Genomic DNA, 14916 nt, shown 5'->3' with positions numbered 1-14916 from the left:
GTCCTCAAAGGGAAGCGGACAGGCGGAAGCTGTATCGGGTGCCTTCCCGTTTCAGCGTGGAGGGCATATGGACGGCGCGTGCTGCGAAGACGTCGAGATTCAGGGTCTTCCACTGAAGCGCGGTGCCCAGCGTGGCGCCCGACAGCGAACCCGAGGGGACACCGGCGGCGCGGTTGCTCACGCGGCCCGCGTCGAGGCCCGCGTAGGTGCGGACCGACAGCGGCGCGCCCTGGATCGTCGCCACCGTCCCGGGCATGGAAAGTTCGTTGCGCAGGTAGAAACCGTTGTCGCCGCTGAGTACGCTGTCGAGGAAACCGCGCACCGAAGAATTCCCGCCGATCAGAATCTGCTGCGCGCCATAGAGCGTGTCATAGGCATGCTGACCGCTGAATTGGCTGGACCACTGAAAGACACGACCGGCGATGTCCAAGCCGCGCGAGAAGCCGAGATCGAGCGCCAACTTGCGAAACTGTGCGTGTGGCAGGTCATCGGGCCGATCGTCGGCGTCGCGCAGCGCGCCGAAGTTCGTCAGGCCCTCTACATAGCTGAATCGGGCATTCAGGATGCCGCCGCCGACCTGGGTGAAGGCGCTCGTCGCCCAGTCGAGCGTACTCAGGGTGCGGCTGCTGACTTGCAGATACTCGCCGCCGAGCCAGTTGCGCGTGGATTGCGTGCCGAGCCGGGCGGACAGCGAGATGCGGCTCGCCTGGTCGCGGTACACCACCCGGTCGGCCGTCAGGCTCTTGCTGACGGTGCGGCCTTCCGAGACAAGGCTCAGCCCGCTCGGCGGGTGCAGCACGTTGGTATAGCCGCTCTGGCTGGTGTCGAGACTGAAGGTGTTGTAGCCAAAGGGCAATACGGCGCGCAGACCGATCGAGTCGGAGTTGTGCTCCCGTTGCTTCGGCAGCACCGATTGGCGTTTGGTGATCGAGAGCAATTCATTCAGACCCAGCACGCTGTCAAAGGAGACCGTGGCCGATGCGGGAAAGACGCCGGTGGCCCGCGTGCCCGAATTGTCGAGCGAGACATAAGCGTGTACCGGAAAAGCAGCCGGGTTCTCGACCCCCACCACGGTCTGACCGGGTTCGCTGCCGGGGCGCAGATCAAGCTTGGCGTTGTTGGTGGTCAGACTATTGATCTGGTTGATGCCTTGCTCCAAGTCGCGCAGATTGAGCAGGTCACCAGGATTGACCGGAAAGGCACCGCGAATCCATTGGGCGCTGTCTCTGCCGCCAATCAGTTCGAAGCGCTCAATCCGGCCTTCGACCACCGTCACTTCGAGTATGCCGCTGCGCAGATCCTGTGCGGGCAGGTAGGCGCGGGTAGTGACGTATCCACGGTCGATATAGCTCTTGGTCACCGCGGCCAAGATGCCCTCGAGTTCGGGTCCGCCCAGGCAACGACCGGCATTGCCGTTCTCAATATCGTGCTGGAGATCGCTTGGAAGGTGTTGCGTGTCGCCGCCAAAGCGAATCTCGCGAATCTCCCGGCACGGTGCACCGAGCTCAGGCACCGACACCTGCGGCTTCAGATCCTGCAGGTCGGTGCCACCCGGTGGGGGCCGTGCCCGCATGGTCCGGTCCTGTTCCTCGCGCAGTTGGTCTTGCTGCTGGCGCTCAATAATCTGGTTTTGGCGGTCGATAGCCGCGGGGGGAGTTTGCGCCCGTGCATGCGTTGCGAATCCGAAGATTACACCGATCAAGATTACCAAGAACGAGATCAAGATAAATCCTTATATGGAGTGTCGTTGTCCGCGCAAGCATCATGGCCCTGATGGTGCGAGCACGTGACTTGGGCAATCCAGTGGACTGGTTGCTTGCGCAGAAAACACAACCGAGTTCTCGGAGAAGACGACAAACTGTGGCACAGCCGTGCAAGTTCGCGCGCAGAACCTACCCCGTCGAGCGTCGCGTACAGCCACAGACTCACCAGGATGGCCGGGTCAATGGGAGCGCGCCCGACACCGCCTTCGACGGCCCGGATACGCGCGTACAGAGCCTGAAGGTCGATCGATTGCATGAAGGCCCAGACGGCGCGGGCCTGGTGGTCTGTGGGCAGGGTGGCGTCAAGGTCATAGGCTCGCAGTTCGACCTGATTGCGTACCGGGCTTTGCATGCGGGGTATGCTTTTGAGCGCTCTTGGTTTCGGGGCCGTTGTGCTGCTGAGCGGAAACATCAGGTCCTCAAACAAGGTGTCCATGTGTCCGCTCGATCCGGGTTTCGTGGGGGTGCTGACCATGTCAAAAGACGCGTAATATTCGTGCCGACATATCTTCACAGGCTCTGAGTAGTTAGGCTCTGAGTAGTTACCCGCAGGCAATGGGGCGATCCGCAGGCCCCCGCAGCCGCGCCGGATGCGGTATTGGCGCTCTTGTTTTGGTGGGTACGATAACCACTGCGAACGGCAAGCAAATCATCAAGATACTCGAAGCCGAAGGATGGGTGCTCGCGCGGGTGGATGCGTACGTCAAGGCACATGGCCTGACCCGCTCGGGCTTCCTGGTTCAGGCCGCGGAGCGGGCCATCCGTTGATCATCGGCGCCGTGTTCACAGCGCAAGCCGTGCGCACAGTGCATCCACCGCCGGAACCACCGCTTGCAGCTGTTCGAAGAACCGCTGCGTGGCCGGGCTCAGGACGCGGTCGCGCCGGTGCACCATGCCGATGCTGCGGCGCGCTCCGGGCGAGGCGATGGCGCGCGCCGACAGGCCGTCCATGTCGAGTTCGGGCAGGGCCAGGCGCGGCAGGATCGCGACGCCCAGGCCGCGCCGCGCCATGGCGGCCGCCGTCAGGATGTGCGTGACGTCGTAGCGCGGCAGCACGGCGCTGCCGGTGGCACGCCGCTGCATGGCGCGATCGAACTGCGCACGCACACTGGAGCCGCGCGAGAGCAGGATGAGTTCATGTGCGAGCAGATCGCGCCAGAGCACGCGCCGGGCTGCTTGCAGCGCGTGGCCACGTGCAAAGACGGCGCAGAACACGTCGTCGATGACCGGCTGCGACACCAGGTCGGAGCCGGGGTCGGGCAGCGTCGCCAGCGCGCATTCAATCTGGTTGCTGCGCAGCAGCAGGAGCAATTCGTCGTTGTGCGCCTCGATCACCCGGGCCCCAAGAGCGGGGTGGACGCAGCGCAGCGCTTGCAGCGCCGGCGCCACGAGCGCGAATGCGGTGGACGGCAACGCGCCCAGGATGACGCTGCCGCGCCGCGCTGCCGACAGGTCGAGAACGCTGCGGTAGGCCTCTTCGATGTCCGCCAGCGGCCGCTGCACCCGCGCAAGGAATTCCCGGCCGGCTGCCGTGAGCGCCAGGCTGCGCGTCGAGCGCTCGAACAGGCGCAGACCGAGTTGGTGTTCCAGGTCCTGGATCAGGGCCGTGAAGGAGGGCTGCGTCACCCCGAGCACGCTGGCCGCGTGGGTAAACGAGCCATGCTCCGCCGCGAGCAGGAAGGCTTTTACCGGGCGGTATTTGATGTTCAGGGTCATGGGCGCTGCAAGGCCGGGAGTTTTTGCTGGGCGCACGTGTCTGCGCCCCCTTGCATGATGCATGCGCCCGCCGGCCCCCGCATGGGGACAGGCGCGGAACTGGCATTGCCAAGCCTCCTTTGAGGGGGCGACCCGGGTCTATCCCGAAGCCTGGCAATCGCGGATGGCCGCGGCCAGTGCGGCGATTCCGGTGGCGATCTGTTCCTGCGTGGCGGTGACGAACGACAGGCGCAGCGTGCGCGGGTCGGCGTTGCCCGCGTGGAACGCGGCGCCGGGAACGAAGGCCACGTTGCGCGCCACCGCCCGGGGCAGCAAGTCGGTGGCGTCCATGCCTTCGGGCAGGCGCAGCCACAGGAACATGCCGCCGCCGGGGCGGTTCCACTGCACGTCCAGGCCCTGCATTTCCTTGTCGAGCGCGTCCAGCATGGCGTAGCACTGCTGCTTGTACAGCGCCCGGATGGCGGGCACGTGGCGCTCCAGAAAGCCGTTCTTGAGCACCTCGGCCGCGAGGCGCTGGTTGTAGCCGGGGGTGTGCAGGTCGGCGGCCTGCTTGGCTTGCAGCAGCTTCGGGTAGATGGCCTTGGGCGCGACGATGTAGCCCAGGCGCAGTCCGGGGGCGAGCACCTTGGAGAGCGAGCCGACGTAGGCGCAGCCTTCGGGGTTGCGCGCGCTCAGCGGTGCTGGCGGCGGGGTGTCGAACCACAGGTCGCCGTAGGGGTTGTCTTCCACCAGCGGCAGTCTCCGCTCGGCTGCGGCCTGCACCAGCGCAGCGCGGCGCGCCTCGCTCATGGTTCGGCCCGTGGGGTTCTGGAAGTTGGGCAGCACGTACAGCAGGCGCGCCTTGTCCGCGCCGGTTCCCATCTTGGCCGCGAGTTCGTCGATGCGCACGCCCTCGTCGTCGCTGGCCAAGGCGAGCACGCTGGGTTCCATGGGGGTGAAGGCCTGCAGCGCGCCCAGGTAGGTGGGCGTTTCCACCAGCACGCGGCTGCCGGGGTCGATGAGCACCTTGGCGATCAGGTCCAGCGCCTGCTGCGAGCCGGTGGTGATGATCAGCTGGTCCGGGTCCACGTCCCAGGGCAGGAAGTCGGCAATCGTCTGGCGCAGCGGGGCAAAGCCTTCGCTGGCCGCGTACTGCAGCGCGGCGGGGCCGTCGTGCGCCAGCACGGTGGCCGATGCGGCGGCAAACGCGCTCACCGGGAAGGTCCGGGGCGAGGGCAGGCCGCCGGCCAGGCTGATGATTCCGGGCTTTTCGGTGAGCTTGAGGATGTCGCGGATGACCGAGGGGGTCATGCGCGCGGTGCGGCGCGCCAGGGTCCAATGGTCGCTTGGGTCGCTTGGGTCGCTCGGGTCTGTTCGTGCAAGCGCATCCGGTTTCATTTTCATTCTCCTGCGGGCGACTCCGGTCGCCCATGGTGTCAAGGCAGGCGCGCCGGGATGGGGCGTGCCACGCCTCCGCAATGTAGCGTGCCGGCCGGTACACCATCCATACAGCCTGCGGGCGCAGTGGCGAATCTGTATTGCCCGGGATGGCGCTACACCCCAGCGCGACCCACGGCAGAAACGTGGCCCTGCGGCTCAGGGGGGCTACCCCAGGAAATCGAATAGCGACAGCCTCTGCACCCGGGCGTAGGACTTGAGCGCCGCTTCGTACCCCGTCTGCTGGTTCTGGAAGTCCGAAATGCCCTGGACCATGTCCAGGTCCTCGGCCCGCGAGCGATCGCCTTCGAGTTGGGTGGAGCGCTTCTCCTGGTCTGCCGTGATGCGGTCCGCGCGGTTGAGCAGTTCTCCGGCGTAGCCGCGCAGCGCCTGCACCTGTTCGAGCCCGCGGTCGATGTTCGCCAGCCCCTGGCCCACGGCCTGGATGGCTGCGTTGTTGTTCGGCGCATCGCGGATGCTGCGGATGGCGCTGTCGAGCGTGCTCAGCAGGCTGGCGCTGGGTTCCACGCTGACGCTGTCGCCGGCGGCCGGTGTGCCCTCGATGTCCAGGCGCAGGCCCGGGATGCCGGTCACGGTGATGCGCACCGGCTGGTCGCGGGGAAAGTCGGGCGGCACCACGGGGGCCGATACGACGCCGGTGCGGGTGTTGGTGATGGTGTAGGTGATGCTGCTGGTTCCCGCCGTCGCGCCCGGGCGCACGGCGCCGAATGTGATGCGGTAGCCGTCGCCCGTCGCCTGGCCCGCTGCGGTGGGCTGGACCGCCGTCGTGGTCAGCCGCCGGTCCGTCGGGATGGGGCTCACCTGCGCGGTGTAGACCGCGTCGCGGCGGGGGTCGAACATGAAGGCGCTGTAGCCGTCCAGCGTGCCGGGAAGGCGCACGCCGTCGCTCGCCACCTGGCCGGGCTGGCCCTGGAAAGCGTAGTCGGGGGCGCTGCTCCGGGGGCCAGAAAAGGGCGCCGCCATGCTGCCCAGCGCGGCGAACAGCGGGATGCCGTTGGTGTCCTGGCGGTTTGCGGCCTGGAGCAATTGCTCGCGCAGGCCCTGCAACTGCTGGGCGATGGTCGCGCGATCGTGCGCCGTGAGGCTCGCGCCGCCCGCGCTCACCACCAGTTCGCGGAAGTCCTGCAGCAGGCCCACGGCTTCGCCGAGCGTCCCCTCGCCCTGGGTAATGGTGTCGCGCCGGGCTTGCAGTGCGCGCTGATCGCTCTGGATGCGCGCCAGGCGGGTGAGTGCGCGTTCCGCCTGCGCCGCAGCGACCGGATCGTCGCTCGCCCGCAGCACGCGCTTGCCCGCGCTGAGCTTGTCCTGCATGGTGGCGAGATCGCTCTGCCGCGCGTTCAGCTTGCGCAGGCTGTCGTCGTACATGGCGGCGTTGCCGATGCGGTCGATGCGGTTGCCCATGGGGTACTCCGGTGTGTTTGCGAGCAGGTGGTGGCGCTCAGCCCATGTCCTGCAGCAGCGTGTCAAAGATGTTCTGCGCGATCTGGACCATTTTTGCCGCGGCCTGGTACGCCTGCTGGTACTGGATCAGCTTGGCGGCTTCCTCGTCCAGGTTCACCCCGGAGATGGCGCTGCGCTCGCGCTCCAGGGAGGCGGAGATGCCCGCGGACAGGTCGGCAGCGAGTTGCGCGCTCTGCGTGCGCGTGCCTATCTGCGCGATGGCACTCGCGTGGCCGTCGCTCAGCGTGGCCTCGTCGAACAGCTTCAGGTCGCGCAGGGCCAGCAGCGCCTGCGCGTTGCCCGCGTCGCGCGTGAAGGCGTCGCCGTACTGCGCGTCGAGCGCGTTGCCGACGACGAGCGTGTCGCCGGTGTGCGGCGTTCCCTGCAGCCTGATCTCCCAGCCCTGGACGGAGATCGGCGCGCCGGACAGGTAGGGCTGCGCGGCGGCAAGCGCGGTGGCGGGGACCGTGGCCTGGTCGAGGACGTCGTACGTCGTTGGCGGCCCGGCGTTGAAGCGCAGCAGCACCCCTCCGGGCACGGGGGGCGTGGCAGCCGGGTTGGCGCGCGCGGGAAGCACCAGTCCGGGCGGGTTCGGCAGGCCCGTGGCGCGCAGGCCGAGCAGTTGCAGCGTGCCGCCATTGGCCGTTCCCATGGCCGCGTTGACGGGGTTGGCCGCGGCCAGGTCGCGCGGGGCGTGCACCAGCGCCTGGATCTCGCCCGCCGCGGTGCGAAACGGCTGGAACAGCATGCGCTCGCCAGGCACCCCCGGCGTGCGCAGGTTGAAGACCAGGCCGTCGATCGGGCGCCCGGCCAGCTGCGCCGCGCTGGCAAACGGCGTGGACTGGCCGTCCGAGAGCCGCACGACCTGGCCGGAGGTTGCGGTGGTGAAGCGGATTTCGTAGTCCGACGCCGCGAACCGGGTCGGGTCGCTGAAGGACAGCGTCGCGACCCCGGGGCCGGCGCTGCGCCCGGGAATCTCGGTGGGCAGCGCGAACAGGTCGCTGCCGGGCGCGCCATCGAGCGTCCGGCCCAGCCTCTGCTGGCCGTTGAGCACCTGGCCGGTGGCCAGCGCCATGCGGCCCAGCAGGTTGCGGCCCGTGCTCAGATCGTTCGCCTCAAAGCGCAGCAGGCCGGGAATCGACCCGCCGCCGAGCAGCTGCGCGTCGAGCGCGTTGGCCCGAGCCCCGGGGAGTTCGAAGAACAGCCCGATGCGGTCGCTCCCGGGAAACTCGGTCGCGGGGCCGATCGACAGCTTGGCGGCCGTGCTGCCCAGCACCAGCGGCTGGCTGCCTGCAACGAACAGGCCCACCGTGCCGTCGTCGGCCGGCAGCTGCGTGGTCTGCACGTACTGGTTGATGTCGCGGATGATCTGCTCGCGCTGGTCGAGCAGGTCGTTCGGGGGCTGGCCATTGCCCTTGGCGAGCGCGATCTGCCGGTTCACGTCGGCCATCTGCGTGACCAGGGCATTCACGGCCGTGGCGCTGCTTTGCAGTTGCTGCCGGACGTCGTCCTGGAGATCGTCCAGGCGCAGCGCCGCCGAGCGCATGCGCGCTGCGGTTTCGTCCAGGCGCGTGAGCACCAGCGTGCGCGCGCTGATGTCGGTGGGCGCGCTGACCACGTCCGCAAAGGCGTTCAGCGCGTCGTTGATGGCCGCGCCCAGACCGTTTGTGCCGCCGCTGAAAATCTCCTGCAACTGGCTCAGGCGCTGCGCGCGCGCGGCGTCGGCCGACTGCACCGAAGCCGCCGCCGCGCTCTGGCGCGTGAGCAGCTCGCTCTGGTGGCGCAAGATGGTCTGCACCGCCACCCCCTGGCCGATGTAGCCAAGGCTCGTGAACCGGCCCGGAACGGTTTGCAGCACCACGCTCTGGCGTGAATGGCCGGGGGTATTCACGTTGGAGATGTCGTTGCCCGCTGTTTGCAGGGCCACCTGGTTGGCCAAAAGGGCGTGTGCGCCGACGTTGAGCAGACCCATGACGTGGTTCCCCCGTGGCTCATCCGTCCCGCGCACGCTGCGCGCTGGCGATGGCGCCGCTGAGCTTGCGCGCGTACTCGGGGTCGGTGGCGTAGCCGGCGTTTTGCAGTTCGCGCGCGTAGGCCGGCGCCGATCCGAGATTCGCGCGCGCCTTCTCGTAGCGCGGGTTTTCGGTAATCAGCCGGGCGTAGTCGCGCAATGCGTCCTCATACGAGCCGTAGGCGCGGAACTTGGTCAGCACCTTGCGCGGCGCGCCGGCCACGTATTCGGTGGTCGTGGTCTCGGCGACCTTTGCGCTCCAGCCCTTGCCGGCCTTGATGCCGAACAGGTTGAAGGTGTTCGCGCCGTCCGCCGTCCGGATCTCGTGCCGGCCCCATCCGGTTTCATGGCCGGCATGGCCGAGCAGGAAGCTCGCAGGGATTCCGCTCTCCCGGGCCACGCGCTGCGCGGCGCTGCCCAGGCGCTGCACGAAGTCGTCGCGGTGGGTGATGCGCGGGGCGGCCGCTTGGGCCTTGGTGGGCGCGGCCGTCGCTTCGGCTCTGGCGGGCGCGGCGGCGGCGCGGCGCGCCAGGCCCAGGGTCGAGGGCACGGGGGGATGTGCTGCGGCCACGCCGCCCGCCGTCTGGCGCGGGGGGGCGCTGCGGGGCGTGGTCTGAGCCGATATCTGGCGCATGATGGCCTCGGACAGCCCGCCGGGCAGGCCCGACATGTGCACCGCGAGCTGCTGGTCGAGCATGTCCCGCCCCAGGCCGGCCTGCCCGCCCGCTTCGCCTTCGAACAGGCCGGACTGCGGGCTCGCCGCGCGCATGCTCTTGATCAGCTCGCGCATGAACAGCGATTCAAACTGCCGCGCCGCCTCGCGCGTGCTCTGCGCGCCCGGGGCGTATTTCAGCGCGTCGAGCGCGCGCACGTCGAGCGCCAGCGCGTTCTGCAGGCCGGTGGCGCCGGATGCGGGCCGGGTCAGCGCCATGGCCGCTCCTCCCGGCGTTCGGACGCGCAGCGGCGGCGCCTCATATGACCTCCAGTTCCGCGCTCAACGCGCCCGCGGCCTGGAGCGCCTGCAGGATGGCCAGCAGGTCGCCGGGGGTCGCGCCCAGCGCGTTCAGGGCCCGGACCAGGTCCGCGAGCTGGGCTGCGGCCGGCAGCGCGATGATGCTGCCCGGCTCCTGGCGCACGCTGATGTCGTTCCTTTGCGCGACCACGGTTTGCCCTGGCGACAGGGGGTTGGGCTGGCTGACGAGCGGCGTCGCGCTGATCGTGATCGACAGATTCCCGTGCGCGACGGCGCAGGGGCCGAGGGTCACGGACTGGTTCAGCACCACCGACCCGGTGCGGGCATTGATGACCACCTTGGCCGACGGCGGCGTGGAGGGCTCCAGCGGCAGCTCCTCCAATTCGGCGATGAAGTCCACGCGCGCGCCCGGGTCGGCCGGCGCGCGCACCTGCACCGTGCGGCCATCGAGCGCCGTGGCCAGGCCCGCGCCGAGCCGGGCGTTGATCGCCTGCGCGACGCGGCGCGCGGTCTGGAAATCGGACGCGTTGAGCCCGAGCTGGATGCTCTCGCCGGAATGCAGCGCCGTGGGAACGGCGCGCTCGACCTGCGCGCCCTGCGGGATGCGGCCCGCGCTCAGATGATTGATCTGCACCTTGCTGCCGCCGGCCGACGCGCCTGCGCCGCCGACCACCATATTCCCCTGGGCCAGCGCGTAGATTTCGCCGTCGGCGCCGCGCAAGGGGGTGGCGACCAGGGTGCCGCCGCGCAGCGAGCGGGAATTGCCCATGGACGATACGTTCACGTCGATCGTCTGGCCCGGCTGTGCAAACGCGGGCAGCTGCGCGGTGACGATCACCGCCGCGACGTTCTTCGGCTGCAACTGCGCGGCCGCGCCGGGCGCCAGACCGATCCCCAGCTGCTGCAGGTAGTTCGCCAGGGTCTGCGTGGTGTAGGGCATCTGGTTCGTCTGGTCGCCCGTTCCGTCCAGGCCCACGACCAGCCCGTAGCCGCTGAGCTGGTTGCTGCGCACGCCCTGCACTGCGGCCACCTCCTTGATGCGCAGGGCCTGCGCGGGGCCGGCGGCGCAGACCGCGAGCAGGGCCGGCAGGATCCAGCGGGGCCACGCCGCCGTGCGCGCGCGGCGCGACAGGAGGGCCTGGAGGGCGGCGAGCGGGGCCTTCATGGCGAACATTGTGCGGGGCCGGTGGCGCAGGAACAAACCCCGAAAAGCGGCGGCTTGGGCGGCTTGTTGCCGGCGTCAGAAAGGAGTGATCGCATGGAAGAAGCGCCCCAGCCAGCCCATGGCCTGTACCTGATCCTGCGCGCCGCGGCCCCGGGATTCGACGCGCACGTCGGCCACCTGCGTGGAGCTGATGACGCTGCCCGGCAGCAGCGCGAGCGGATCGACGGTTCCCGAAAAGCGCAGCACGTCGACGTTCTGGTTCACGCCGATCTGCTTTTCGCCGCTCACGACCAGGTGGCCGTTGGGCAGCACCTCGACCACGGTGGTGGTGATCGAGCCGGAGAACATGTTCGCGCTCTCGGTGCCCCCCTTGCCGGAGAACGCGCTGGCGGAGTTCGCGCCCAGCGCCGTGAGATCGCTGAGCGTCCGGTGCACGAAGGGCAGGTTGCTGATTCCCGCTGACTCCTTGGCGCTGCGGTCCAGCGTGGACGAGGATTTCTGGCTCGCCGTCACGTTCTCCACGATCTGCACCGTGACCTTGTCGCCGACCCCGCGCGCGCGCCGGTCCTCAAAGGCCGGCCGGTAGCTGGCGCTGCGGAACAGCCCGCCCGTCACCTCGGGCGGTGTGCGCGGCGCGGCCGCGAGCTGGGGCGGCGCCGTGGAGCGGATGTCCACGGGCGGCGTCGATACGCTGGCGCAGCCGGCGCACAGCAGCAGGGCGCCGGCGGCGCCGGCGCGCAGCAGGGGCTGCGGGGGGAGGGTGGCGGTCGGCATGGTGCACGTTCCGGGCAGAGTGATCCGGGGGGCGCTCACAGCTGGCCGAGCCGGGCGAGCATCTGGTCCGAAGTCTGGACCGCCTTGGCGTTCATTTCGTACGCGCGCTGGGTCTGGATCATGCTGATCAGCTCCTGCACGACGTTCACGTTCGACGCCTCCAGAAAGCCCTGCTTGAGGACGCCCAGGCCATTGCTTGCGGGTGTTCCCTGCTGCGGTTGCCCGGACGCGGCCGACTCCTGGAACAGGTTTTGCCCGATGGGCTCCAGCCCCGCCGGGTTGATGAACGCGGACAGGGTCAGATTGCCCAGCGGCTGCGGCTGCGCGTTGCCCTGCAGCGTGGCGGAGACCGCGCCATCGGTGCCGATGGTCAGGCTGGTGGCGTTTGCCGGAACGGTGATTCCGTTGGCCACGGGCATCCCGTTGGAGGTCACCAGGTGGCCCTGCGCGTCCACCTGGAACGCGCCGTCGCGGGTGTAGCCCGGGGTGCCGTCGGGCAGCGTGACCTCGAAGAAGCCGTTGCCGTTGATCGCCACGTCCAGGTTGTTCGTGGTCTCCTGCAGGCTGCCCTGCACAAAGCTGCGGCTGGTCGCCACGGTGCGCACGCCCAGGCCCAGGTGCAGGCCGGTGGGCAGCTGGTTTTGCTCGGTGGCGTTGGCGCCCACCTGGCGCAGGTTCTGGTAGATCAGGTCTTCAAAGACTGCGTGGTTGCGCTTGTAGCCGGTGGTCGAGACGTTCGCCAGGTTGTGCGCGACCACGTCGAGCTGCGTCTGCTGGGCAGACATTCCGGTCTTGGCGATCCAGAGGGAGTGAATCATGCGGCCTCCTCTTGGGCTGAGTGAAGTGGTGGGTGGGTGCGCCGGGTGCTGCGGGCAGGGATTCGGCGCGTGCGCGTCAGCCGGTCAAGCCCAGCAGCTGGCTGGCGCTCTTGTCGTCGGCCTCGGCGGTCTGCAGCAGGCGTATCTGCTGCTCGAACTGGTGCGCGGCGGCGATCAGCGCGACCAGGCAGTCCACGGGGTTCACGTTCGATCCCTCGACCGCGCCGGCGAGCATGCGGGCGTTGGCGTCGTGCGCGAGCGGGTTCCCCGATGCGCTGCGAAACAGCCCGTCGTCGCCGCGCTGCAGCGGGTCCTCGGGCGTGGGCGTGGCGAGCTTGATGCGGCCCACGGTCTGCGCGGGCCGGCCCGCGACCCGGGCGCTGACGCTGCCGTCGGCGCCGAGCGAGACGTCGGCGCCCGCGGGCAGGTCGATCGGCACGCCGCCGTCGGACAGGACGGCCAGCCCGCCGGGCGTGAGCAACTGGCCCGTGGGCGAGACCTCGAAGCTGCCGGCCCGGGTATAGGCCTCGGTGCCGTCGAGTCCCTGCACGGCAAACCAGGCCTTGCCCGCGGCCATGGCGTCCAGGTTGCGCTCCGTGCGCTGCACCGGGCCGGGCGTGCCCAGGTGGCCCGAGGTGGCCTCGAGCGCAAATACGCGGGTCTTGGCGCCATCGCCCTGCAGGGGCACCGAGCGGAAGGCCGACAACTGCGCGCGAAAACCTTCGGTGGAGACGTTCGCCAGGTTGTGCGCGAGCACGGCCTGGCGGTGCGCGGCGGCGCCGGCGCCGGTCATCGAGGTGTAGATGATGTGGTCCATGGCGGGGGCGGATCAGCGCAGGTTGACCAGGGTGGCCATCACCTGGTCCTGCGTCTTGATGGTTTGCGCGCTCGCCTGGTAGGCGCGCTGCGCGCTCATCATGTTCACCAGCTCGGCGGTCAGGTCGACGTTCGAGTCCTCGAGCGCGCCCGAGCGCAGCGCACCCAGGCTGCCCTCGCCCGCGACGCCCAGCACCGGCGGGCCCGACGCGAAGGTCGCGAGCCAGCTGTTCCCGCCCACGTCGGACAGGCCCTGCGGGTTGCGAAAGTTCGCCAGCGCAATCTGGCCTTCGGAGCGCGTCACGCCGTTCGAGTAGCGCGCCGTGATCATCCCGTTGCCCTCGATTTCGACGCCGGTCAGCTCGCCCGAGGTGTAGCCGTCCTGGCTCAGCTGCGAGACGGCGAACTTGGCGCCGAACTGGGTCACGCCGTCGAGCTTGAGCTGCACGGGATACGCGGGCAGGTTGTTCGGGTTCGGCGGCGTCGGGGCGACGTTCAGCGTGAGCGCGAAGCCGATGTTCGGCGGCGCGGCCCGGGGGCCGGTGATCGCGCCCTGGTTGTCAAAGCTGATCTGGCCAATGGGCGCGGCGACCACGGGCGGCGTCGCCGTGGGGTCGTCGAGCCGGTCGTACACGTTCCAGGTGTTGTTCGTTGTGGTCTTCTCGAAATACAGGCTCACCGGCTTGGCCACGCCCTGGCTGTCGTACACCTCGATGGACGTGCCATAGGTGGTGCGCGGCGTGGCGGCGAGGGGGGGCGTGGCCGCCGGGTTGCCGGCCGCCACGCCCGCGCGCGCGTCGAGGTTGAGCGCGGCCGTGATGCTGCGCGTCTGTTTCGCGGGAATCGGCGCCGAGGTGGGCAGGGCCAGCGCCACCGGGACGGTTCCCGTGCGCAGCCCGGTCGCCGGGTCCATGGGGTAGCCCATCACATGCGCCTGGCCGTTGGTGACCAGGCGGCCCTCCTTGTCGAGCTTGAAATTGCCCGAGCGGGTGTAGGCCGGCGTTCCGTCGGGCATGGTCAGCGTGAACAGGCCATTGCCATTGATCGCCACGTCCAGATTGTTTCCCGTGATCGACAGATTGCCCTGGAGGAACTGCTGCGCGATCGCGTCCGTCTCCACGCCGATGCCGGCGCTCGCGCCGTCCGCCGAACCGATGGCCGATGCGACCATTTCGGCGAATTCGGCCCGCTGCGTCTTGAAGCCGACGGTGCTGGTGTTGGCGATGTTGTGCCCGATGACGTCGAGATTCTTGCCGGCGGCGTTCAGGCCCGACAGGCCCTGTTGGAAACCCATGATGTGCTCCTTTCCGATTGCAACCTAAACCAGGGCCTTGATCTGGCGGTAGCCGATGCTTTGGCCATTCGCCAGGGTCAGAACCAGTTGACCGTCCGCGTCGGTGCCGGCGGCGCTCACCTGGGACAGGCTCAGCGGGGTGCTCTCCAGCGCGTTCGCGCCGGCCGTGGCGGTGACGCGAAATTGCAGCGCGCCGCGCTCGTTCGGGTAGCGGCTCGCGTCCCATTCGAAGCTGTGGCGGCCCGCGGCCTGGGCGCCGAGATCCAGGCGCTCGAGCAGCCGGCCGCCCGGGGTCAGCACCTCGACCTGCACGTTGGTCGCGGGCGCGGCGATCTCGAAGCCCCCCTTGCCGGTCTTGCCAGCGACTGCGAGCGCCGAACCCTCGCTCAGCACGCTGCGGCCGACCAGCGCCGCGCCCTGCATGAATTGCAGCGCGCCGAACTGCGCGGCCATCCCCTGCACCGTCTGGTTGAGCTGCTCGATTCCGCTCACCGTGCTGATCTGCGCGATCTGCGAGGTCATCTGCGCGTTGTCCAGCGGGTTCATCGGGTCCTGGTTGTTCAGCTGCGCGACGAGCAGCTTCAGAAACCGCTCCTGCGCGGCCGCTGCGCCGACCTGGGGTTTGGCGCCCGGCGGCTGCTTCGCGGCGGTGACTGCGGGAAGAGCGGAAGGAACGGGGGTGGCGCTGGGAATCATGGCGGGTCTCCTG

At 69.2% G+C, this 14916-nt stretch carries 12 protein-coding genes and 1 pseudogene; all 13 read right to left on the bottom strand.

Annotated elements, in window-relative coordinates:
- Nucleotides 1-4: 4 nt before the first annotated feature.
- The 13 genes and pseudogenes from D5041_RS19130 to D5041_RS19070 all read right to left on the bottom strand — a co-directional run bounded on the left by D5041_RS19130 (nt 5) and on the right by D5041_RS19070 (nt 14903).
- A complete protein-coding gene (locus tag D5041_RS19130; RefSeq protein WP_265285495.1) occupies nt 5-1573 on the bottom strand; it encodes a ShlB/FhaC/HecB family hemolysin secretion/activation protein in 1569 nt (522 codons plus the stop codon).
- 290 nt (nt 1574-1863) lie between these two features.
- Nucleotides 1864-2115: pseudogene (locus D5041_RS19125) on the bottom strand (transposase); the annotation flags it as partial.
- Nucleotides 2116-2546: 431 nt separating this feature from the next.
- Nucleotides 2547-3479, bottom strand: a complete 933-nt coding sequence (locus D5041_RS19120; protein WP_265285494.1) for a LysR family transcriptional regulator — start codon at nt 3477-3479, stop codon at nt 2547-2549.
- 138 nt (nt 3480-3617) lie between these two features.
- On the bottom strand, nt 3618-4856 hold the full coding sequence (locus tag D5041_RS19115) for an aminotransferase-like domain-containing protein (RefSeq protein WP_265285493.1): 1239 nt from the start codon (nt 4854-4856) through the stop codon (nt 3618-3620).
- 207 nt (nt 4857-5063) lie between these two features.
- Nucleotides 5064-6317: a flagellar hook-associated protein FlgL gene (gene flgL / locus D5041_RS19110; protein ID WP_265285492.1), complete on the bottom strand. Its 1254-nt coding sequence runs from the start codon at nt 6315-6317 to the stop codon at nt 5064-5066.
- A 37-nt stretch (nt 6318-6354) separates the two neighbouring features.
- Nucleotides 6355-8328, bottom strand: a complete 1974-nt coding sequence (gene flgK, locus D5041_RS19105) for a flagellar hook-associated protein FlgK (RefSeq protein ID WP_265285491.1) — start codon at nt 8326-8328, stop codon at nt 6355-6357.
- A gap of 19 nt (nt 8329-8347) precedes the next feature.
- Nucleotides 8348-9298 carry a flagellar assembly peptidoglycan hydrolase FlgJ gene (gene flgJ / locus D5041_RS19100; protein WP_265282941.1) on the bottom strand — a complete coding sequence of 317 codons (951 nt, stop codon included), beginning with the start codon at nt 9296-9298 and terminating at the stop codon, nt 8348-8350.
- Between the two features lie 40 nt (nt 9299-9338).
- On the bottom strand, nt 9339-10514 hold the full coding sequence (locus D5041_RS19095; protein ID WP_265310920.1) for a flagellar basal body P-ring protein FlgI: 1176 nt from the start codon (nt 10512-10514) through the stop codon (nt 9339-9341).
- 66 nt (nt 10515-10580) lie between these two features.
- Nucleotides 10581-11279 (bottom strand): flagellar basal body L-ring protein FlgH, encoded by a 699-nt coding sequence (locus D5041_RS19090; RefSeq protein ID WP_265285489.1) that lies wholly within the window; start codon nt 11277-11279, stop codon nt 10581-10583.
- Between the two features lie 35 nt (nt 11280-11314).
- The gene (gene flgG, locus D5041_RS19085; RefSeq protein ID WP_265285488.1) at nt 11315-12097 is read right to left on the bottom strand and encodes a flagellar basal-body rod protein FlgG; all 783 of its coding nucleotides are present in this window, start codon (nt 12095-12097) and stop codon (nt 11315-11317) included.
- Nucleotides 12098-12173: 76 nt separating this feature from the next.
- On the bottom strand, nt 12174-12914 hold the full coding sequence (locus D5041_RS19080; RefSeq protein WP_265285487.1) for a flagellar basal-body rod protein FlgF: 741 nt from the start codon (nt 12912-12914) through the stop codon (nt 12174-12176).
- Between the two features lie 12 nt (nt 12915-12926).
- Nucleotides 12927-14207 (bottom strand): flagellar hook protein FlgE, encoded by a 1281-nt coding sequence (flgE, locus tag D5041_RS19075; protein WP_010101687.1) that lies wholly within the window; start codon nt 14205-14207, stop codon nt 12927-12929.
- 24 nt (nt 14208-14231) lie between these two features.
- Nucleotides 14232-14903 carry a flagellar hook assembly protein FlgD gene (locus D5041_RS19070; protein ID WP_265285486.1) on the bottom strand — a complete coding sequence of 224 codons (672 nt, stop codon included), beginning with the start codon at nt 14901-14903 and terminating at the stop codon, nt 14232-14234.
- Nucleotides 14904-14916: the final 13 nt, after the last annotated feature.

It is taken from the genome of Verminephrobacter aporrectodeae subsp. tuberculatae, from assembly GCF_026127385.1.
GTDB lineage: Bacteria > Pseudomonadota > Gammaproteobacteria > Burkholderiales > Burkholderiaceae_C > Acidovorax > Acidovorax aporrectodeae.
This window is presented reverse-complemented; position numbering and strand designations above follow the sequence as displayed.

Bases quoted from the DNA above. Each gene is read 5' to 3' on its own strand.
- D5041_RS19130 (WP_265285495.1), bottom strand. From the start codon at position 1,573: ATGCGGGCACGGCCCCCACCGGGTGGCACCGACCTGCAGGATCTGAAG.
- D5041_RS19120 (WP_265285494.1), bottom strand. From the start codon at position 3,479: ATGACCCTGAACATCAAATACCGCCCGGTAAAAGCCTTCCTGCTCGCG.
- D5041_RS19115 (WP_265285493.1), bottom strand. From the start codon at position 4,856: ATGAAACCGGATGCGCTTGCACGAACAGACCCGAGCGACCCAAGCGAC.
- flgL (WP_265285492.1), bottom strand. From the start codon at position 6,317: ATGGGCAACCGCATCGACCGCATCGGCAACGCCGCCATGTACGACGAC.
- flgK (WP_265285491.1), bottom strand. From the start codon at position 8,328: ATGGGTCTGCTCAACGTCGGCGCACACGCCCTTTTGGCCAACCAGGTG.
- flgJ (WP_265282941.1), bottom strand. From the start codon at position 9,298: ATGGCGCTGACCCGGCCCGCATCCGGCGCCACCGGCCTGCAGAACGCG.
- D5041_RS19095 (WP_265310920.1), bottom strand. From the start codon at position 10,514: ATGTTCGCCATGAAGGCCCCGCTCGCCGCCCTCCAGGCCCTCCTGTCG.
- D5041_RS19090 (WP_265285489.1), bottom strand. From the start codon at position 11,279: ATGCCGACCGCCACCCTCCCCCCGCAGCCCCTGCTGCGCGCCGGCGCC.
- flgG (WP_265285488.1), bottom strand. From the start codon at position 12,097: ATGATTCACTCCCTCTGGATCGCCAAGACCGGAATGTCTGCCCAGCAG.
- D5041_RS19080 (WP_265285487.1), bottom strand. From the start codon at position 12,914: ATGGACCACATCATCTACACCTCGATGACCGGCGCCGGCGCCGCCGCG.
- flgE (WP_010101687.1), bottom strand. From the start codon at position 14,207: ATGGGTTTCCAACAGGGCCTGTCGGGCCTGAACGCCGCCGGCAAGAAT.
- D5041_RS19070 (WP_265285486.1), bottom strand. From the start codon at position 14,903: ATGATTCCCAGCGCCACCCCCGTTCCTTCCGCTCTTCCCGCAGTCACC.